Origin of the sequence: Streptomyces sp. CA-181903 (assembly GCF_050937075.1) — a bacterium.
In the GTDB taxonomy this organism is placed as follows: Bacteria; Actinomycetota; Actinomycetes; order Streptomycetales; family Streptomycetaceae; genus Streptomyces.
Genome location: NZ_JBNJLY010000001.1, coordinates 6,894,529 through 6,913,284 on the forward strand (window position 1 = coordinate 6,894,529; position 18,756 = coordinate 6,913,284).

Sequence of the window (18,756 nt, forward strand, 5' to 3'; positions counted from 1 at the left end):
ATGACGTACGGTGTCAGAAGACAGCGAGAAATGTGCTGCACGTACCTTCTTTTCTTATGTGCGCATAAGGGAAGAAGGGAAATCCAGCAGTTTTTCTGCTGCCATCGCTTCTGGCGCTGAGCCAAGGGCAGCGTAGAAGACGGAGCGACGCCCCGTAGCGCGGCCCTGCGCCCCGCCCCGCCTGGCGCGGTCCCGTGGTAAATCTCCTCCCGCGGTCGACCCCGGGCGGGGCACTGCACTCTCCGCCGTCTCGTTTGAGCAGCTCAGTAGGCTGTCTGCCGCCCCGGCACACACGGTGTGGCGGGTGCCGGGGCGGGCGAGGGTCAGCTGAAGATGACCGAGCGGAACTTGAGACGGTCGCCCAGGATTTTGCCCGGGTTCATGACGTAGAAGACGTCGCCGCTGCAGTCGAAGTCGAGGAACACCGTCGCCGTCGCGTTGGTGAGGTTCTTGGGTGAGTGCGCGGGGTCCTCTTCGGTCGCGCCGGGAGCGTCGTAGCACCGCCCGGACACGGGGTTGAGCACCGCGCCGGGGAGGCCGACTCCGGGGCCGTACGTGTATTCGAACGTCCCGGTGGCGGCGTCGGCGGACGTGGGCATGGTGACGAGGAGCGCGAGGGCGCCGAGAGCGGCCGCGATGCTGTGACGAAGTCTCATGGGAGTCCCTTCGTTCAGGGGGTGTTGTTCGGTGGTTAAACACCCCGGACAGATACCGTGCCCCAGTGGCGTGAACCTGACTATGTCGGTGTCTTCGTACACGGTGGTGACCAGGGGCGCGCGGAAGCATCGTCACGCACGTGGGGCGCGTTTACGCGCTCGGCTATTTGAGTCCACTCACCGCTAAAGGTGGTCAGTATCCCCACAGTGGCCTCTCGCAACCAGCCGCACTTGTATGAATAGATGAAAATTAGATGGGCTATTACTGTCCTTGGGGGATAATTGAGCGGCAACTGGTCCACTAGCACCCGCCGTGCCCACCTCCCGCGCCACTGGCCTCGCATCCGCGCCGCCGTCCTGCGGCGGGACGCACACCTGTGCCGGTGGGTTCGCTACGACACGGGTCTCCCGTGCTTCGAGGAGGCCACCGAGGTGGACCATCGTTTCGACCCACACGACCACCGGCCCGAGGCACTGTGGTCGCTGTGCCACTGGCATCACGCCCGTAAGACGGCGCAGGAAGCGGCAGTCGGCCGGAGGCGGGCCCGCGAGGCCCGAGAGGTGTCCCGCGGCCGCAGGCCCCACCCTGGGGCGCTGTGAGTCCCCCTCTGCCCGCGCGGCAACACCCCGGGTGGTTCCCGACCAGATCCCCGTCCGCACCCCTGGGGCGGATCGGAGGATGGCCCGCGCGGAGCGCGTGGCCGGTGGGCGTGGAGGGCAGGACCGGTGCTGTCGCTGTGCTGTTCGTCGTGCTGTCAAACCTGCGCGGCGTGCGGTCAGCCAGGGGTACTGCTGGACCTGGTGCCCGCTGAGGCGTGCCCTCGGTGGACGGGGCCGAGGTGCTGCCGCTCCTCGTGCTGCGGCTCACCGCGTTCGCTGCTGCTTCAACATCGTTGATCACTTCTCGCGCGTGAACTGTGATGAGTCGATGTCGAGTCGTCGCGATCGTGGCTGACCCAGGGGGGTGGCTCCCCGATCATGATTCTCCCTGACCGGGGCGTGACAGCAGCTCGGTTTCTGTGCGATCCGAAGACCCCCTTCTTTTGTCGCCTCGACCCTTGCCGCTACTGGGTAACCTGCACTTTTGCCTCGTACTGGACACGGTCTCTCGCGCACTCCCGACGAGGCACCCTTGACGCCAGTCTGCCTGAGGGTGAAAGTCGCGGAAGGTTGTAGAACTCGCCGCTCATGGGAGGCAATCATGGGGCTACGGTTCATCTCGAAGGATCCTGAGACGGATGGGGCGAACTGTCCCACGGTGTGGGTGGACGAGGAGACCCGGCAACTCGTGTTCCAAGGCCGGGAGGCCGACGAGAAGACGCGGGACGAGTGCCTGAAGTCCGGCCCCATCCCTGATTACGAGGCGGTCATCCGGGTGCCGTTCAGCATGGTGGCCGCGATTCGGGAGGCATGTGATGTGGCGGAGCGCGCCGCCGTTCGATGAGTTGCTGGCCGGCTGCAAGCGGTCAGCGGTTCACCTTGAGATGCGGGACTTCTACGACGACCCTGACGAGGCCCCGCGCGTCGCGGCGTGGAGGGCCGGTCACCGGCACGACCCGGAGGACCGCGCGTCCTGGTGGCGGCCTTGGCTCGACATGGTGTCGGCTGCCGTGGACAGAGGCGTCGTGATCCGTCGTGCCCGGGTCGTCTCGGAGCCGGTGAGCGAGTACACGAAGTACCTATACGACGGCACCTTCACCAACGTCGCGGCCGGGGAGTCGATCCGTTGGCTCCCTCGCCGGAAGGCGTCGGACCTCGCGCTGCCGGGTAACGACTTCTGGGTCTTCGACGAGCGGTTGGTCCGCTTCGGATACTTCTCGGGCGAGGGCGTCTATCTCGACGACGAGGTGACCGACGAACCGAACGTCGCGAAGCTCTGCACGGACGCCTTCGAAGCCGTGTGGGAGAGGGCGACACCCCACGAGGACTACCGGATCTGACGACCCCAGCGCACATGCCCGTTTCTCCCTCTTCAAGCGTCGAGGCCGCACGCAAAGCCGTCGCCGACCGTCTGCGCGAGATCCGCCGGGATGCCGGGCTGTACGCCAAGGACGTCGCGGAGCGGACGGGGTGGTACGCGTCCAAGGTCTCGCGCCTTGAGAACGCGACCACCCCGCCCAGTGACGAAGACATCCGCGCCTGGTGCCGGGCCTGTGGCGCGGAGGATCAAGCCGCGGACATCATCGCCGCATCACGTAACGCGGACAACGCCTACGTCGAATGGCGGCGCTTGCAGCGCACCGGGCTGCGCAGGCTCCAGGAGTCCTACGTCCCGCTCTTCGAGCGCACCCAGGTGTTCCGGATCTACTGTTCCAACGTCGTCCCCGGACTGCTTCAGACGGAGGCGTACGCCCGCGCGCTGCTGTCGTCCATCACCGAGTTCCGCGAGACACCGGACGACGTCTCCGAAGCCGTGGCCGCCCGTCTGGCGCGCTCCCACGTGATACGCGAGGGGAATCACCGCTTCGCGCTTCTCGTCGAGGAGGCGGTGCTGCGGCACCGCGTGGGCGACGCAGCGACGATGGCCGGGCAACTCGGCTACCTGCTGTCCGTGATGGCGTTCCCGTCCGTCTCGCTGGGAGTGATTCCCTTCTCCGCCGAGCGGCGGATGTGGATGATCGAGACGTTCAGCGTGTACGACGAGGAGCAGGCCCAAGTCGAACTCCTGACGGCTCAGGTGAATGTCACCGCTCCCTCTGAGGTGCGCCAGTACCTGAAGGCGTTCGGGGAGTACGCCCGGCTCGCCGTCCACGGGGCGGAAGCACGGTCGCTGATCACTGCCGCGATTGACGCGTTGGGATGATCGGCATGGAATTTCGTAGAACTTCGTTGAGGCCGAGCTCCCGCCGCATCTAGCGTCGCTCCACGAACAGGGCGACGCGTAAGCGGCGACGAGGGGTCGGCATGGTCACGCAGCACAGCAAGAGAGTCTCGGTGAACCGGCGGCAGACGCGGGAAGAGCGGGCCGCCGAGGCGTTCGCCTCCTTGCGGTCCGCTCTCGACCGGGCGGGGATTGTGATTCCGTCCCTCCGCCGAGACGCCGCCATGCCCGAGCTGACCCACCTCGGCAGGGTGAACCCGGAGACCGCGGAGCGCTTGGCCGCCGTGATCCTCGCCGGATGCGAAGCGCCCGTAGGCGGAGTGGTTCGGTGAGCGCGCCTGAAGTGGGCTCGCTCGTCCTGGACATCAAGCGGGACCGAGTGGGCACGGTCATGGGACAACTCGCCGGGCGGATCTTCCTGAGACCGCCGCGTGGTGGCAGGGAATGGGAAGCGGCCCCGAGCGACGTTCGGCCCGCCGGCACCTTGGAGGAGTTGCGGGCGAAGACGCAGGAGCTGAACAAGCACCGGCGGTGGCTGCCGTGAGGACGAGAACGACGTACCGTCATGTGGTCCACAAGATCATCGAGCACCCTGACACCGACGTGACCCACGGGGCCGAGTGCCTGCATTGCGGCTGGTCCGCCACATCGTCCACTGACTCCAAGGTCGTCGACGTGGCGTGCATGGAGCACACAGGCCGCAGCAACCACAAAGGCTTCCGCCGCATCCGGACCAGTTTCGAGATGGTCGTGCGCGCGGAGTGAAGCCCCGCCCCGGACGTGGCCGAGAGCGGTTACGCCCGGGGCGGGTCGGCAAGTGCAGCAACCTTCCCGAGCAGGAGGAGACCGCACTATGAGCACAGCAGTCCGGACGCGAACCCGTGATCCGCGCCTCATCCTCAACCAGGTGGGGGAGCGCGTGCCCCGACTCGTCACGGACGTCGGTGTGCCCGACCTGTGGGAACGAGAGGTACGGCTCCTGCTTCGCGACAGCGTCGCCGTTCGCAGTCTGGCGGAACGCATCCTCGGCCAGGGCGTCGCCTATCTGATCACCGCCATGGAAAACCCCGGCACCGACATGGGCGTCGGCTACACCGTGGACATCGGCGTTCACCAGCTCATCCTCGACACCCCGCTGTACTTCGCCCTGTGCGAGGAGTACAACGGCGGCGTCTACAAGCACCACGCTCCCCTGATCGAGCGCCGCCGCGACGGCACCGTCATGCGCACGGCCGAAATCATCCGACGCAACGGCTTCGCCGTCGACGAGGAACTGTGGTCGGTGGACGCCTCCGACTGCTCTCCGTGCGACGACAAGGTTCCCGACAGTCACTGATCCGGTACTAGAGTGCCTGCCCCTGCCCTCGCTCTCCGGAGGGCAGGGGCAATGGCGCATCAACTCCCACCACAGAGGAAGCCAGTTGCCCGCACGACACGACATCGACGCAGAGCGCGAGCTGTGGGACACCTACGCTCGTAGCACCAAGGGGGACGTGTCCGACTCCGAGCCCGTTTTTCGCTGGACGCAATACACCGATCACGGACCGGGTCCCGAACTGCTTGGTGGTCCGGAATCCGTCCTGGAGATCGGATGCGGCACGGGGCGCGCCCTGGCCTACCTCGCCCAGCAGGGCGTTAAGGCGACCGGCGTCGATCTCTCGCCGGTCATGGTCGCGCAGACTACGGAACGCTGGGGACCGCTGGGAGCGCGGTTCGTCTGCGCCGAGGTACTGGAGCATCTGAGCACGAGTACGGAGACCTATGACGCCGTCTACTCGATCTTCGGAGCCGTCTGGTTCACCGACCCGGCCAAGCTGTTCCCGCTGATCGCCGAGCGGCTGAATCCCGGGGCGTACTCGTCTTCTCCCAGCCGCCGGCCATCCCGGGCGCCTACGGCCCTCAGGGGATGTACAAGGGCGGGTTCGCCGGGAAGGCCATGTACACCTACCGGTACAGCTACACGCCCCGGAAGTGGCAGAACCTCGCGCTGAACGCGGGCTTCGCGGAGGTCGAAGCAAAGATCATCGAGGCCCCTAAGCCCGGCCACATCGGCACGCTGATCGTGCGCGCAGTGGCGGAGTGAGCGTCGTCATCCCGCCCTGGCGCTCACCTGCCATAGCGCGCGGGCGGGGCATGTCGTGCTCAACAGCCCGGAGGCCCGCGCCTCCGGGCGTCGGGCTAGCGATAACCTAGGGACTTAAGTTCAATCGCCGGGCACCGGTCCATGACCATGTCGAGCCCGGCTGCGCGCGTCCGCTCGTACGCCTCCTCGTCGACGACGCCGAGCTGGAACCAGACCGCCTTGGCGCCGACCGCCACGGCCTCGTCCGCGACGGCGCCCGCGAGCTCCGACCGTACGAACACGTCCACGACGTCCACGGGGAACGGCACGTCGGCCAGCGACGCGTACCCCTGCTCTCCGCCCACGGCCTCCCCCTTGGGGTGCACGGGCACCACCCGCTTGCCGTACCGCCGCAGCACTTCGGCTACGCCGTAGGCGGCGCGCTGCTTGTTGTTCGAGAGGCCGACCACCGCCCAGGTGTCGCCGGTCTCTTGGAGGATCTTCTTGATGGTGCCGGGTTCCGCGTACATGTCCGGACAACGGTGGGTGGAAGGCGAGCATTCCCGGGAGCGCCGAGTGGGGCGGGAGCCGCGTCTCGTGTGCGAGCCGGCGGTCGGTCATCCGCTCCGCCAGTGTGTTCCCATCAGTCACACTCAACACCCGCGTCGCAGGGGCCCGTTGGTATGCGGTGTCTACCGCAGAGCAGGACGCGCTCCACGGAGCGGTGGTTTCGCCAGTCCCGTGGGGCACTCCCGGCCCTTGCGCTTCACGTCCGCTCGCCGGAGCGGTCGGCGGGGGGCTCGTATAGCCTGTTTCGGCAGGCCGGAGCAGTCGGCCGGGGAAGGGCAGGATGCAGGACGCTTACCGAACCGTGGCCCGTGAAGGTGTGCACGAGATCGAGATCAGCAAGTCGCGCTTCATCTGCGCGCTCGGGCCCGCCGCCACGGAGGAGGAGGCGCAGGCGTTCGTCGCGCGCGTCCGCAAGGAGCATCCGACGGCGCGGCACAACTGCTTCGCGTACGTCCTCGGGGCCGACGGGTCGGTGCAGAAGGCCAGTGACGACGGGGAGCCCGGGGGCACGGCCGGTGTGCCGATGCTGCAGATGCTGGTGCGCCGGGAGATGCGGTACGTCGTCGCGGTCGTCACGCGGTACTTCGGCGGGATCAAGCTCGGGGCGGGCGGGCTGATCCGCGCCTACGGGGGAGTGGTCGGCGAGGCGCTCGACGCGCTGGGGACGGTGACGCGCAGGCGGTATCGGCTCGCCACCGTCACCGTCGACCACCAGCGCGCCGGCAAGCTGGAGAACGAGCTGCGGGCGTCCGGGCGCACGGTGCGCGAGGTGTCGTACGGGGCCGGCGTGACGATCGGGATCGGGCTGCCGGACTCCGAGGTGGACGCCTTCCGGGCCTGGCTCGCCGACGCCACGGCCGGGACGGCGGTGCTGGAGCTCGGCGAGGAGGCGTACGGGGAGGCGTAGCCGTCCTCGGGGCGGGCCGCTTACGCCCGCCGTCCCCGGCTCGTCACGTCGGCCTTAACTGATCGTTTCAGAATGCCGGCCGAAACCGCCGGAGGTGGATCGCTTCCCAGGAGTTTGGGCAGGCAGGGTCTCCACCGCCCAACAACCCCTCGGTCACGCTGGACGTAGGATGTGTGCCATGGATTCGCACGTGCTTGTCGTTGCCGATGTGTCATGCAGTCCGGAGAATGCTGTTGAGTTTGGCCAAATCCTCCACGAGTTCGCCGCTGCCTGTCGCGAGGAACCGGGCTGTCTCTCCTACGAGGTGTTTCGTTCCGAGGACTCACCCGAGCGGTACGTGAGCATCGAGAAGTACGTTGACAGTGCTGCCTTTGCAGCTCACCGCGACTCTGACCACTTCCGCGAGATTGGCCTCGCCCGGCTGATGTCGCTGGCAACTGCGCGCGACGTGCGGCTGTATGGCCAGCCGAGTGAGATTGCGCCTGCGGCAGGTTAGCCGTGTCCGACTCGCCGATCGCTTCACAAGGCCGTTCGGAGTCGTCGGAGGCAGATGATGCTGCAGGCGAGCTGAAGCAGGGCAAGGTGGAGGTTGGCGCGTATCTCGTAGCGGATCCGCAGGCGCTTGAACTGGTGGAGCCAGGCGAAGGTCCGCTCGACCACCCAGCGGGTCTTGCCGAGTCCGGAGCCGTGGGCAACGCCGCGACGGGCGATCCTCGGGGTGATGCCGCGGCGGCGGAGGCGGCGGTACTTGTCGTAGTCGTAACCGCGGTCAGCGAACAGCCGACGTGGCCGTCGGCGGGGCCTCCCGCGCAGGCCCCGGACCGGTGGGATCGCGTTCAGCAGCGGCAGCAACTGCGTGACGTCGTGTCGGTTCCCGCCGGTCAATGTGACGGCGAGCGGAGTGCCGTGCCGATCAACGATCAGGTGGTGCTTGCTGCCCGTCCTGCCCCGGTCGACCGGCGAAGGTCCGGTGTGCGCCCCCCTTGAGCGCCCAGACGTGCGAGCCGTCGATCGCCGCCTCGCCCATCTCCAGCAGCCCCACCGCCCGCAGTTCGGCGAGCAGCACCTCGTGCAAGCGCGGCCACACGCCGGCCTCGGTCCAGTCCCGCAGTCGCCGCCAGGCCGTGATCCCGCTGCACCCGGTCCGTTCCGCAGGCATGTCCCACCAGCTCACGCCCTTGCGTAGCACGTACACGATGCCGCGCAGCGCGGCCCGGTCGTCGGCGGGCAGCCGTCCCGGATGGCGATAACGCCTCGGAGGGCGAGACGGCAGCAGCGGCGCCACCCTCGCCCACAGATCGTCCGACACAAGATCATCAGGCACGGACAGGACTCTGCTGCCCCGACACCTCAACTGCCAGGCTTTCGAACCGAACTCATTTTGAAACGATCAGTAAGGCCGTCGCCGCGCCCACGCCCGTTCGTCACGTCAGAGCAGCCGCCGCGCCCACCCCCGCCGTGCCGGCCGCCGCGCACACGAGGGACCAGCGCACACAGACATGTTTGCGCCAGGCGATCCGGCTCATGACGACCAGCTCGCGGCTGAGCGCGGGCAGCGGATCCGCCTCCCGGAGGCGGTACTCCAGCGCGCCGGGCTCCCAGTCGCGCAGGTGGCCGAAGTAGACGAAGCGCTCCTCCGCCGGGCCCGGTACGTCCGCCCGCAGGCTCGGGGCGACCGCGAGGACCGCGCAGGCCAGGCCCACGACGAGGGCCGCGACCCCCGCCCACAGCAGCACCGCCGCCAACCCTCGCGCGTGTCCGAAACCCCGGCCCGCGCCCGCCGCCAGCCCCAGCAGGACCGCCGACTGCACGGTGAGGGCGAACGACGCCTTCGCGTCCGCCTTGCCCGTCCAGTCGGACAGCGCGGCGTGCAGTCTCCAGGCGGTGTCCTGGGGGATTCCGGCACGGGCACCTCGCTCCTCTCGGCGACCCGACGATCGTCCCCGGCATTGGACGTTCCACGGGAGCCCCACGGGAAGCTGACCGAAAGGCCGCGCAGACCGGCGGCTTTTCGCCTGTGCGACCCCTGGCGCCGCGACCACTGGCGCCGGCCGGCGCGGTGACGTCCGGGGGAGCGGTGAGGGATGCGGAGTGCGAGCGGCCGGCGGCCGTCAGGCAGTCGGAGCAGCCGTGAGAGCCGTGAGAGCCGGGGCAGCCGTGGGAGCCGAAACTGTTCGGACCGGCCAAGCCGTTCGGCCCCCCTGCGGCGCCCGCTCGCCGGGGAGTGTGTTCCTGACCGCCAGGTCAGCGGGTGCCCGGCCCCGCTCCAGGAGATCACCGTCCCCCGGAGCCGCCGCCGGATGCGAGACTGTGGGGCGGCCCGGGCCCCCGGGGCGGCTGCGCCGGACGGCGGCTGCCCGCGCCGTCGGGGCCCGAGTGAGGAACAGGGAGCCGAGGAGAGCATGGGGACGGGAGCCGACGCGTGAGACTGCTGCATACGTCCGACTGGCATCTGGGCCGCTTCTTCCACCGGGTCGGCCTCCTCGACGCCCAGCGCGCGTTCCTCGCGCACCTCGTCGACACCGTGCGCGAGCACGCCGTGGACGTGGTGCTGGTCGCCGGCGACGTCTACGACCGGGCCGTGCCGCCGCTCTCCGCCGTCGAGCTGTTCGACGAGGCACTGCACCGGCTCGCCGACACCGGCGTGCCGGTCGTCATGATCTCCGGCAACCACGACTCCGCCCGCCGGCTCGGTGTCGGCGCCGGGCTCCTCGGCCGGGCCGGCGTCCACCTCCGCACCGACCCCGCCGGCTGCGGCACCCCCGTCGTCCTCGCCGACGCCCACGGTGACGTCGCCTTCTACGGCCTGCCCTACCTCGAACCCGCGCTCGTCCGCACCGTCCTCGACGCCCGGGGCGCCGGGCACGCCGCCGTGCTGGAGGCGGCGATGGACCGGGTGCGCGCCGACCTCGCCGGCCGGCCGCCCGGGACGCGGTCCGTCGTCCTCGCGCACGCCTTCGTCGCGGGCGGCGCCGCCAGCGACAGTGAACGCGACATCACCGTCGGCGGGGTCGCCGCCGTACCGCCCGAGATCTTCCACGGCGTGGACTACGCGGCGCTCGGCCACCTCCACGGCTGCCAGACGATCACCGACCGCGTCCGCTACTCCGGCTCGCCGCTCGCCTACTCCTTCTCCGAGGCGACCCACCGCAAGACCATGTGGCTGATCGACCTCGCCGCCGACGGCACGGTGACCGGCGAGCGGATCGACTGCCCGGTGCCCCGCCCGCTCGCCCGGATCCGCGGCCGGCTGGACGAGCTGCTCGACGACCCCGCCCTCGACCGGCACGAGGACGCCTGGGTCGAGGCCACCCTCACCGACCCCGTCCGCCCCAAGGACCCCATGGCCCGGCTGGCCGCCCGCTTCCCGCACGTCCTCAGCCTTGTCCTGGACCCCGATCGCGCCCCCGAGGACCCCCTCGCCTCCTACGCCCGCCGGCTGCGCGGCCGGACCGATCGGCAGATCGCCGAGGACTTCGTCGCCCACGTCCGGGGCGAGGGCCCCGACGCCGCCGAGCGCGCCCTGCTGACCGACGCCCTCGACACCGTCCGGGTCGCCGCCGCCGAGGGGGAGCGATGAGCCCGCGCGGCCCCGAGCCCGTGATCGCCGGGCGGTACGCCGCTGCCGGCGCCCGCGCAGCCGTCCCCGGCGCCCGCACCATCGTCCCCGGCGCCCGCGCCGCCTCCTGCCACCGCGCCGCCCCCGGCCACCGCGCCGCTGCCGGGCACTTCACCGCCGGCCACCGCGCCGCTGCCGGCCACCCCGCTCCGGGCGACCCCACCCCGCCGACCACCCCGCCGCCGAGGGGAAGCGATGAGACTGCACCGCCTGGAGATCACCGCGTTCGGCCCCTTCGCCGACACCCAGCGCGTCGACTTCGACGACCTCTCCGCCGCCGGGCTGTTCCTGCTGCACGGCCCCACCGGCGCCGGCAAGACGTCCGTCCTCGACGCCGTCTGCTACGCGCTCTACAACGGCGTCCCCGGCGCCCGCCAGAGCAGCGGCCCCGGGTTGCGCAGCGATCACGCCGCGCCGGACACCCTCACCGAGGTCGTCCTCGAACTCACCGTCGGCGGACGCCGGTTGGAGCTCACCCGGCGGCCCGAGCAGCCGCGCCCCAAGAAGCGGGGCAGCGGCTACACCCGGGAGAAGGCGTACAGCGCCCTGCGCGAACTGCGCGACGGGCAGTGGCACGGCCTCAGCCGCTCCCACCAGGAGATCGGCGAGGAGATCAAACAGCTCCTCGGGCTGGACAGGGAGCAGTTCTGCCAGGTCGTCCTGCTCCCGCAGGGCGACTTCGCCCGCTTCCTGCGCGCCGACGACACCGCCCGCGCCGGGCTGCTGGGCCGGCTCTTCGACACCGGCCGGTTCGGCGCCGCCGAGAGGCACCTCGCCGAGCTGCGCAAGGCCGCCGAGACCCGGGTGCGCACCGGCGACGAGCGGCTGCTCGCGCTCGGCCACCGGATGCGGCAGGCCGCCGACGACCCGTCGCTGCCCGAGGTCGGCACCCCTTCGCCCGCCACTGCCACCGCGGCCCCGGCCCGCGTCCGGGCCGGTGTCCCCGCGCCCCGGCCCGCCGAGCCGCCGCTCGCCGCCGGTGCCCCGGGCTCGCCGCCGCCGTCCTGGAGTGGGCGGCCCTCGCCCGTACCACCGCCCGCGAGCGCCGGGCCGTCGCCGCGTCCGCCGTCCGGGCCGCCGAGGACCTCCACGCGCGCGCGGCAGGGCGCGCCGCCGAGGTCCGCGAACGGGCGCGGCTCCAGCGGCGGTTCGCCGAGGCGCGCCGCCGCGCCGACGAGCTGGCGGAGCGGCGTCCCGAACGCGACGCGCTCCGCGACCGGTTGGACCGGGCCCGTGAGGCGGCCGCCGTCGCCCCCGCGCTGGAGCTCCGCGCCGAGGCCGAGCGCCGGCACCGCGCGGCGGCCGAAGCCGAGCGCCGCGCCCGCGCCCGGCTGCCCGAGGAGCACCGGGAGGCAGGCGCCGACCGGCTCGCCGCCCTCGACCACGCCCACCGCGAGGAGCTCGGCTCGCTCACCGCGGCCCGCCGCGCCGAGGCCCGTGCCGCCGAGGTCGCCGCCGAGATCGCCGCCCTCGAACGGCAGGCCCGCGCCGACGAGGAGGCCCTCACCGACGACGCCGACTGGCTGGCCGGCTGGCCCGTTCTGCGCGAGCGGCACCAGCGCCGCCTCGACGCCGCCCACGAGGCCACCGCCCGGGCCGAACAGCTCGGCGCGCGCGTCGCCCCCGCCGAGGAGCGCCTCGCCGCCGCCCGCCGCCGCGACGAACTGTCCCTCCGGGCAGCGGCGGCGGAACAGGCGGAGGCCGACGCCCGCGACGAGGCCGCCCGCGCCCGCGAGCACTGGCTCGACACCAAGGAACGCCGGCTGCGCGGCATCGCCGCCGAACTGGCCGCAGGACTCGTCCCCGGCGACCCCTGCACCGTCTGCGGCGCCACCGCGCACCCCGCCCCCGCCCGCGCCGCCGACGGCCACGTGGACCGCGCCGCCGAGCAGACCGCCGAGGCCGCCTACCGGCGCGCCGAGGCCGCCCGCGAGGAGGCCGTCCGCCGGCACGGCCCGCTCCGCGAGGCCCTGGCCGCGGCCCGCGCCGCCGCCGGCGAGGCGGCCACCGCCGAGCTCGCCGCCCTCGCCGACGCCGCCCGGCGCGCGTACGCCGAGGCGCGGACGGCCGCCGCCGACGCGCCCGCCGCCCGGGGCGCCCTCGCCGAGGCCGAGCACGAGTACGAGCGACGTCGGGACGCCCAGCAGCAGGCCCGGCTGCGGATCGCCGCCCGCACCTCCCACCGCGACGACTTGGAACGCGAACTGGTGTCCCTCCAGGAGGAGTTGACGCGGGCGCGCGGCGGCGAGGAGTCCGTCGCGCGGCGCGCCGCGGCACTGGAGGAGCGGGCCGGGCTGTTCGCCGCCGCCGCCGGGGCCGCCCGCGCCGCCGAGGACGCGGCGACCGCCCTCAAGGCCGCCGACGACCGGCTCGCCGACGCGGCGTACCGCGCCGGCTTCGCCACCCCGCCCAGGCGGCCGACGCCCTCCTCGGCGCCGCCGAACTCCGTGCGGCACAGGACCGGTTGGACGCCTGGCGGCAGGAGGAGGCCGCCGTCGCGGCGGCCCTGGCCGACGAGGAGACGGTCGCCGCCGCCGGCCTCCAGCCCGCCGACCCGGAAGCCGCGGACGCAGAACTCGCCTCCGCCGTAAGCCGGTTGCGGGCCGCCTCCGACCGCGACGCCGAGGCCCGGCGCCGCTGCGACGCCCTCGACCGGCTCTCCGCCGAGGCCGCGAACGACGTCCGGCGGCTCGCCCCGCTGCGCGAGGAGTACCATCGCGTCGCCGGCCTCGCCGCGCTCGCCGCCGGCACCTCCGCCGACAACGAGCTGAAGATGAGCCTGGAGTCGTACGTCCTCGCCGCCCGGCTGGAGCAGGTCGCCGCCGCCGCGACCGTACGGCTCCGGCGGATGTCCGCCGGCCGCTACACGCTCGTCCACTCCGACGCCCGCGGCACCGGACGCGGCCGGTCCGGCCTGGGGCTGCACGTCGTCGACGCCTGGACGGGCAACGAGCGCGACACCGCCACCCTGTCCGGCGGCGAGACCTTCTTCGCCTCGCTCGCCCTGGCCCTCGGCCTCGCGGACGTCGTCACGGAGGAGGCGGGCGGCACCCGCCTGGACACCCTCTTCATCGACGAGGGCTTCGGCAGCCTGGACGAGCAGACCCTCGACGAGGTCCTCGACGTCCTCGACTCGCTCCGCGAACGCGACCGCGCGGTGGGCATCGTCAGCCACGTCGCCGACCTGCGGCAGCGCGTCCCGGCGCAGCTCCAGGTCGTCAAGGACCGCTCGGGTTCGGCGATACGGCACCGGACGGCCCGTCGGGACGGGGCCGCTCCTGCCGCGGTTCATCGGGCCGGGGGGCCTCCGGCCGGCTGAACGCCCGGCGCTCCAGCGGCGACGAGTACACCACGCTCGTCGTCACCGACCCCAGCGCCCCGATCCGTCCGGCCACCTCCTCCAGGTGCCGCATGGACCGGGCGGCGACCTTGATGACGAAGCAGTCGTCCCCGGTGACGTGGTGCGCCTCCAGCGCCTCGGGGGTGGTGTCGAGGAGGTCGTGGAACGGCTTGTAGTTCCCGTTCGGATAGCGCAGCCGCACGAACGCGAGCACCGGCATCCCCAGCCGCTCGGGCCGGACGACGGCCGTGTACCCCTCGATCACCCCCGCCTCCTCCAGCCGCCGGACGCGCTCGGTCACCGCGCTGGAGGACATGTTCACGATCCGCGCCAGCTCGGCGTATCCGACGCGTCCGTTCCGCTGGAGGGCGTCGAGTATGCGCCAGTCGGTGGCGTCCGGGGAATGATCGGTCATGGGCGGTGTCTAGCAGGGGAATGCCCGGTCGATCAAGGTTTTCGTCGGGAATCACAGGGTGCGCCGGGCCGCTCCCGGCCGATGCGGCAAACCCCCGGCCCCACGGGCCGAACGCCGGGGATTCCCCGGCAGAACGGCCGGTGAGCCGGGGCAACGCTGTTCACCGCCGGGCCGGGCCGCCGTAGATTTCCGGCCATGACAGTGACGAACGCTTCCGTCTCCCGCGTCCTCTCCGTACCACCGGCCCAACCCGCCGCGGCCGCCGCCCACTTCGCCGCCCGCCTCGCCTTCCACACCGACGTCGCCGACGTGCACGCCGCGCTCGCCGCCGGCGCCGCGGACTTCACCGTCGTCGACCCGCGCTCCACGGCGGCGTGGGACCAGGGGCACGTACCCGGAGCCGTCCACCTGCCGACGGCCCAAATACCCCTACGGGCTGCCGAGTTGATCGATCCGGCGCGTCCCGTCGTCGTGTACTGCTGGGGGCCCGGCTGCGACGGTGCCGCCCGGGCGGCGCTCGCCCTGGCGACGCTCGGGTACCGGGTCAAGGAGATGCTCGGCGGCATCGAGTACTGGATCCGCGAGGGCTACGAGGTCGGGACCCGGGAGGGGACGCGCCGGTCGGCGCCGGACCCGCTGACCGCGCCGGTGGACGGCGCGGACTGCGGCTGCTGACGGCGGGCCCGGCGGGCGTCGCCTCCCGGCCGGTCGCCGCTTCAGCGCGGGCCGTTGACCTCGCGGTCGACGTCCAGGGTGAGCCGGAGGGCGTCGAGCACGCTGTCGGGGGCGATCCGGTTCTCGGCCTCGCCGCGGAGGACGTCCAGGACGTGGCCGATCATCGCGGTGTACTGGTCGGCGGGCGGCAGCGGCAGCTCGCGGGCGCCGTCGGCGGTGCAGGCGGTCACCGTGCCGGTCGGCTTGCCGTCGAAGCCCATCGTGGAGGCCGCGTCCAGTACGCCGCCTTCGAAGGTGGCGGTGTAGCCGCCGCGGGCGCCCCAGGGCTTCGGCATCAGTGAGGAGACCGAGGAGCGGGCGATGGCGCCGTCGAAGGCGAACGTGGCCTCGACGGCGGCGGAGTCCCCGTCGCGCGCGACCGTGGTGACCGTGACGTCCCTCGGCAGGCCGAGGGTGCGGGTGATCAGGTCCATGTCGCTGTGCATGGCCTCCAAGGGCAGTACCTTCAGCCCGAGCGAGGCGCCCGGCCACAGGTGGGCGGTGAGGTTCCACAGGGTCAGCTGTTCCAGCCGCCCGTAGGTGCCCTGGTCCACGGCGTCCAGGAGGACCTGGTTGGCGGGGATGAATCGCTCGAACATATCGACGAACACATGTCGGTCGCCACGCGCGGCGGCCTCCGTGACGCGCCGGGCGGCGGCGAGGTCACCGGCCAGCGGCAGCTCGACCAGCACGTGCTTGCCCGCCTCCAGGGCCCGCAGCGCGAACGGCGCGTGCAGGCCGATGGGCAGGCAGATGTCGACCAGGTCGAACGAGTCGTCCTCGAACGCGGCCTCCACGTCGGTGCCGGAGGCGAAGCCGAACCGGCCGGCCGCCTTCGCGGTCTTGTCCGGGTCGCGGCCGAACATCACCACCTCGACGTCGTCACGGGCGGCGTAGACGGCGGCGTGCGCCTGTCCGAATCCGGTTCCCAGCAGTGCGATCTTCACGTCTTTCTCCTTTTGCGTGGTCGAACGTCGTCGGGCGGCGGCCTTGCGGCCTGCGGTGCCCGGCCCCGGGGAGCGGCGGTCAGCCGGCCGACGGCCCGGCGGGCCGGGAGAGCAGGCCGAAGCGGTTGCCGCGCGGGTCGACGAGGCGGGAGCGGACCAGGCCGCCGGGGAGGGGCCGCGGCCCCTGCTCGACCCGGGCACCGGCCCGCTGCGCGGCGGCACAGGTGGCGGCCACGTCGGTGACCAGGAAGCACGGCATGGCGTAGTCGACGGTTTCGCCCGCGTTGTCGCCACCGAGGTCCAGCAGGCCGCCGGACGGCCATGCGGCGCCGGGACCGAAGACGGCCGAGTACGGCGTACCGCCGGCCGTCTCGGCCTCTTCGAACCGCCAGCTGAAGGCGGCGCCGTAGAAGCCGGTGGTGCCCTCCGGGTCGGTGGTGCCGATCTCGAAGCCGGCCATCGACCCGGGCCGCGGCACGGCCGCGGCCTGTCGCATGTGCTCCTCGGTGCCGGCGATCCGCTCGGCGAACCGCTGTGAGGTCGACTGCGAGAACAGGGAGAACAGATTGCCGCGCGGATCCTTCAGGCGGGCGAAGACCGTCACGTCCCCCACCCGCGTGGCCGGAACCACGACCGTCGCACCCAGCCCGGTCAGCCTGTCGACGTCGGCGTGGACGTCGGCGGACAGGATGGACAGGTTGACGGCCTCCTCGCCGATGCCGCCCTGCTGGACCGCGCCCATCGGCCACGGCGCGCCGGGTGCGAGGACGCGGGTGTAGGTGCGGCCGTCGACGGAGGAGTCCGGGTCGACCTCGAAGGTCCAGCCGAGCAGCGGGCCGTAGAAGCCGGTGACGGCCTGCGGATCGGCGGTGCCGATCTCGAACCAGACCACCTGGCCGGGAGACATGAAAGACATCAGGGTCATCTCCTGCGTGAACGAATCGATCTGCGCGGGGGCGGGGCCGGGCCGAGCCCGGATCATGGCCGCTCCGGTCGTACGGACCGGCAGGCGGCGCCCTGGCCACCCCCGCGGAATGGACGACTCCACGCTAGGAGCCTTTTAGGACACCTCCTGTCCTCGAACGACGGCAGTCTGGGGACATGACGACCGACCTGCCCGCCCGCATGCTCCGCCTGCTGTCCCTGCTGCAGACCCGCCGCGAATGGTCCGGCGCCGAACTCGCCGGACGCCTCGGCGTGACCACCCGCACGATCCGCCGCGACATCGACCGGCTGCGCGAGCTCGGCTATCCCGTCGAGGGCACCACCGGCCACGCCGGCGGCTACCGGCTGGCCTCCGGCACCGCCATGCCCCCGCTGATCCTCGACGACGACGAAGCGATCGCGATCGCCGTCGCCCTGCGCACCGCCGCGGGCCATCTGACCGGCATGGAGGAGACCTCCCTGCGCGCGCTCGCCAAGCTCGAACAGGTCCTCCCGGTCCGGCTGCGCACCCAGGTCGCGGCCCTGCACCAGGCGACCGCCACCATCGGCTGGGAGCGGCGCGGGCCCCGCGTCGACCCGGCCACGCTCTCCGCGCTCGCCGCCGCCTGCCGCGACCACGAGACCGTCGCCTTCGACTACACCACCCGGCACGGCACCACCGCCTCACGCCGCGTGGAACCCCACCACCTGGTGGCCTCCTCCGGCCTGTGGTACCTCCTGGCCCGCGACACCGAGCGCGACGACTGGCGCGTCTTCCGTCTCGACCGCGTCACCGACCCCACCCCCACCCGGCGCCGCTTCGTCCCCGGCGCGGTCCCCGGCCAGGACCCGGCCGCCTACGTCGCACGGAAGATCGCCACCGCCCCCGTCCGCCACCGCGCCCTCGTCACCGTCCACGCGCCCGCCGACACCGTCCGCCGCCGCACCGGCGCCCTGGCCGATCGCGTCCGCCCCCTCGACGACACCACCTGTGCCGTCGACTGCTCCGGTGACTCCCTTTCCCGCATCGCCCAGACCCTTGCCGCCGTGGACGCGGACTACACGCTCGACGCGGATCCCGAGGTCACCGACCACCTGCACCGGACCGCCGAGCGCACCCGACGGGCCCTGCACACCGCCGTCCGGACCGGCGGCGGCCCGCCCAAGGCCCCGGCGGATCACGGTCCCCACGGGTGACCGCGAAGGAGCGGGCGCCGTCGGCCCAGGCACTGCCGGGTGCTCAGAGAGCGTCTTCTCGCTCCCGCGAGACAGGGAGCGACCGTCCGTGGCTCCCCGCGAGGGCCGCGAGCAGCGGACCGGGATCGCAGCCGCCCGGCAGATCGCTCACCTGGCCGTCGCCTCCACCACCCGCCACACCCCGTCTTCCCGGAGCGCCATGTCCGTGGTGACGAACCGGCAGCCGAGCGCGGCGGCGCACGGCGCCACGGTGTCGAGTGCGGGGCCGGGAGCCGGTCCGGGGTGTCCGGGTGGGCGGTCGTCAGGGCCGGGCGGCCGTCCACCCCACACCCGGGCCTCGCCCGCCGCCGTGAAGCGCTCGAAGGACCGGAGGACGACACCGCCCGCCAGGAACTCCCCCTGGAGCTCGGCGAATCGGCCCACGACCGCCGCCGGCCGGTCCGTGCCGGCGAGGCCGGGGACGTAACACGCCTCGTCCCACTCGTGTTTGCGCGACTTCACGTAGTCCTTGACCACCAACAGCGGGTCGCGGCAGACGAGGAGCAGCGGAGTCATGCCCGGAACCCCTACGCAGGGCCCGGGCC

The 18,756-nt window shown here is 72.3% G+C and carries 19 protein-coding genes and 3 pseudogenes; 14 read left to right on the plus strand and 8 right to left on the minus strand.

The features are described 5' to 3' along the window. Window positions 1-323: 323 nt before the first annotated feature. Window positions 324-656 carry a hypothetical protein gene (locus tag ACQEVS_RS30535; RefSeq protein ID WP_433026002.1) on the minus strand — a complete coding sequence of 111 codons (333 nt, stop codon included), beginning with the start codon at window positions 654-656 and terminating at the stop codon, window positions 324-326. Between the two features lie 1,264 nt (window positions 657-1,920). Between ACQEVS_RS30535 and ACQEVS_RS30540 the strand changes: the two genes are divergently transcribed. The 8 genes and pseudogenes from ACQEVS_RS30540 to ACQEVS_RS30575 all read left to right on the plus strand — a co-directional run bounded on the left by ACQEVS_RS30540 (window position 1,921) and on the right by ACQEVS_RS30575 (window position 5,560). Next, complete coding sequence (locus tag ACQEVS_RS30540; protein WP_433026005.1) at window positions 1,921-2,100, plus strand: hypothetical protein; 180 nt, start codon at window positions 1,921-1,923, stop codon at window positions 2,098-2,100. Continuing rightward, entirely contained in the window at window positions 2,072-2,596 is a 525-nt protein-coding gene (locus ACQEVS_RS30545) for a DUF6879 family protein (RefSeq protein WP_433026008.1), read from the plus strand. Before ACQEVS_RS30540 ends, ACQEVS_RS30545 begins: the two co-directional genes overlap by 29 nt. Window positions 2,597-2,610: 14 nt before the next feature. Then, window positions 2,611-3,459 (plus strand): helix-turn-helix domain-containing protein, encoded by an 849-nt coding sequence (locus ACQEVS_RS30550; RefSeq protein WP_433026011.1) that lies wholly within the window; start codon window positions 2,611-2,613, stop codon window positions 3,457-3,459. Between the two features lie 101 nt (window positions 3,460-3,560). Next, the gene (locus ACQEVS_RS30555) at window positions 3,561-3,809 is read left to right on the plus strand and encodes a hypothetical protein (protein ID WP_433026014.1); all 249 of its coding nucleotides are present in this window, start codon (window positions 3,561-3,563) and stop codon (window positions 3,807-3,809) included. Beyond that, a complete protein-coding gene (locus ACQEVS_RS30560; protein ID WP_433026017.1) occupies window positions 3,806-4,021 on the plus strand; it encodes a hypothetical protein in 216 nt (71 codons plus the stop codon). Before ACQEVS_RS30555 ends, ACQEVS_RS30560 begins: the two co-directional genes overlap by 4 nt. Further along, window positions 4,018-4,242: a hypothetical protein gene (locus tag ACQEVS_RS30565; protein WP_433026020.1), complete on the plus strand. Its 225-nt coding sequence runs from the start codon at window positions 4,018-4,020 to the stop codon at window positions 4,240-4,242. The genes ACQEVS_RS30560 and ACQEVS_RS30565 overlap by 4 nt, the downstream gene beginning before the upstream one ends. Before the next feature lie 88 nt (window positions 4,243-4,330). Further along, entirely contained in the window at window positions 4,331-4,813 is a 483-nt protein-coding gene (locus tag ACQEVS_RS30570; protein WP_433026023.1) for a hypothetical protein, read from the plus strand. Window positions 4,814-4,898: 85 nt separating this feature from the next. Beyond that, window positions 4,899-5,560 (plus strand): annotated as a pseudogene (locus ACQEVS_RS30575) (class I SAM-dependent methyltransferase). 95 nt (window positions 5,561-5,655) lie between these two features. On the opposite strand, the gene ACQEVS_RS30580 reads toward ACQEVS_RS30575, so the two are convergent. After that, on the minus strand, window positions 5,656-6,069 hold the full coding sequence (locus tag ACQEVS_RS30580; protein WP_433026026.1) for a CoA-binding protein: 414 nt from the start codon (window positions 6,067-6,069) through the stop codon (window positions 5,656-5,658). Window positions 6,070-6,389: 320 nt separating this feature from the next. On the opposite strand from ACQEVS_RS30580, the gene ACQEVS_RS30585 reads away from it, so the two are divergent. Continuing rightward, window positions 6,390-7,016, plus strand: a complete 627-nt coding sequence (locus ACQEVS_RS30585) for a YigZ family protein (protein WP_433026029.1) — start codon at window positions 6,390-6,392, stop codon at window positions 7,014-7,016. Window positions 7,017-7,194: 178 nt separating this feature from the next. Continuing rightward, window positions 7,195-7,512, plus strand: a complete 318-nt coding sequence (locus ACQEVS_RS30590) for a putative quinol monooxygenase (RefSeq protein ID WP_433026032.1) — start codon at window positions 7,195-7,197, stop codon at window positions 7,510-7,512. A 23-nt stretch (window positions 7,513-7,535) separates the two neighbouring features. On the opposite strand, the gene ACQEVS_RS30595 is transcribed toward ACQEVS_RS30590, so the two are convergent. Together ACQEVS_RS30595 and ACQEVS_RS30600 are read right to left on the minus strand one after the other, a co-directional pair. Then, window positions 7,536-8,340 (minus strand): IS5 family transposase gene (locus ACQEVS_RS30595; RefSeq protein WP_433026035.1). Its coding sequence is split into 2 segments (ribosomal slippage): window positions 7,536-8,001 and window positions 8,000-8,340, totalling 807 coding nucleotides; the frame shifts between segments, so codons are not numbered across the junction. A 100-nt stretch (window positions 8,341-8,440) separates the two neighbouring features. Next, window positions 8,441-8,989, minus strand: a complete 549-nt coding sequence (locus ACQEVS_RS30600; protein WP_433026038.1) for a Pycsar system effector family protein — start codon at window positions 8,987-8,989, stop codon at window positions 8,441-8,443. A 449-nt stretch (window positions 8,990-9,438) separates the two neighbouring features. Here ACQEVS_RS30600 and ACQEVS_RS30605 point away from each other — a divergent pair, with 449 nt between their 5' ends. Continuing rightward, entirely contained in the window at window positions 9,439-10,596 is a 1,158-nt protein-coding gene (locus ACQEVS_RS30605) for an exonuclease SbcCD subunit D (RefSeq protein ID WP_433026041.1), read from the plus strand. A gap of 234 nt (window positions 10,597-10,830) precedes the next feature. Then, window positions 10,831-13,954 (plus strand): annotated as a pseudogene (locus ACQEVS_RS30610) (AAA family ATPase). Here ACQEVS_RS30610 and ACQEVS_RS30615 read toward each other — a convergent pair. Continuing rightward, window positions 13,947-14,390, minus strand: a pseudogene (locus tag ACQEVS_RS30615) (Lrp/AsnC family transcriptional regulator); the annotation flags it as partial. The pseudogenes ACQEVS_RS30610 and ACQEVS_RS30615 overlap by 8 nt on opposite strands. Window positions 14,391-14,585: 195 nt before the next feature. Here ACQEVS_RS30615 and ACQEVS_RS30620 point away from each other — a divergent pair. After that, complete coding sequence (locus ACQEVS_RS30620) at window positions 14,586-15,065, plus strand: rhodanese-like domain-containing protein (protein WP_433026044.1); 480 nt, start codon at window positions 14,586-14,588, stop codon at window positions 15,063-15,065. Window positions 15,066-15,106: 41 nt separating this feature from the next. On the opposite strand, the gene ACQEVS_RS30625 is transcribed toward ACQEVS_RS30620, so the two are convergent. Both ACQEVS_RS30625 and ACQEVS_RS30630 read right to left on the minus strand, forming a co-directional pair. Further along, window positions 15,107-16,051, minus strand: a complete 945-nt coding sequence (locus ACQEVS_RS30625; RefSeq protein WP_433026047.1) for a Gfo/Idh/MocA family protein — start codon at window positions 16,049-16,051, stop codon at window positions 15,107-15,109. A 79-nt stretch (window positions 16,052-16,130) separates the two neighbouring features. After that, entirely contained in the window at window positions 16,131-16,967 is an 837-nt protein-coding gene (locus tag ACQEVS_RS30630; RefSeq protein ID WP_433026050.1) for a VOC family protein, read from the minus strand. A gap of 185 nt (window positions 16,968-17,152) precedes the next feature. Between ACQEVS_RS30630 and ACQEVS_RS30635 the strand changes: the two genes are divergently transcribed. Beyond that, complete coding sequence (locus tag ACQEVS_RS30635; protein ID WP_433026053.1) at window positions 17,153-18,172, plus strand: helix-turn-helix transcriptional regulator; 1,020 nt, start codon at window positions 17,153-17,155, stop codon at window positions 18,170-18,172. A 147-nt stretch (window positions 18,173-18,319) separates the two neighbouring features. On the opposite strand, the gene ACQEVS_RS30640 is transcribed toward ACQEVS_RS30635, so the two are convergent. Beyond that, window positions 18,320-18,727, minus strand: a complete 408-nt coding sequence (locus ACQEVS_RS30640) for an ATP-grasp domain-containing protein (protein WP_433026056.1) — start codon at window positions 18,725-18,727, stop codon at window positions 18,320-18,322. Between the last annotated feature and the right edge of the window lie 29 nt (window positions 18,728-18,756).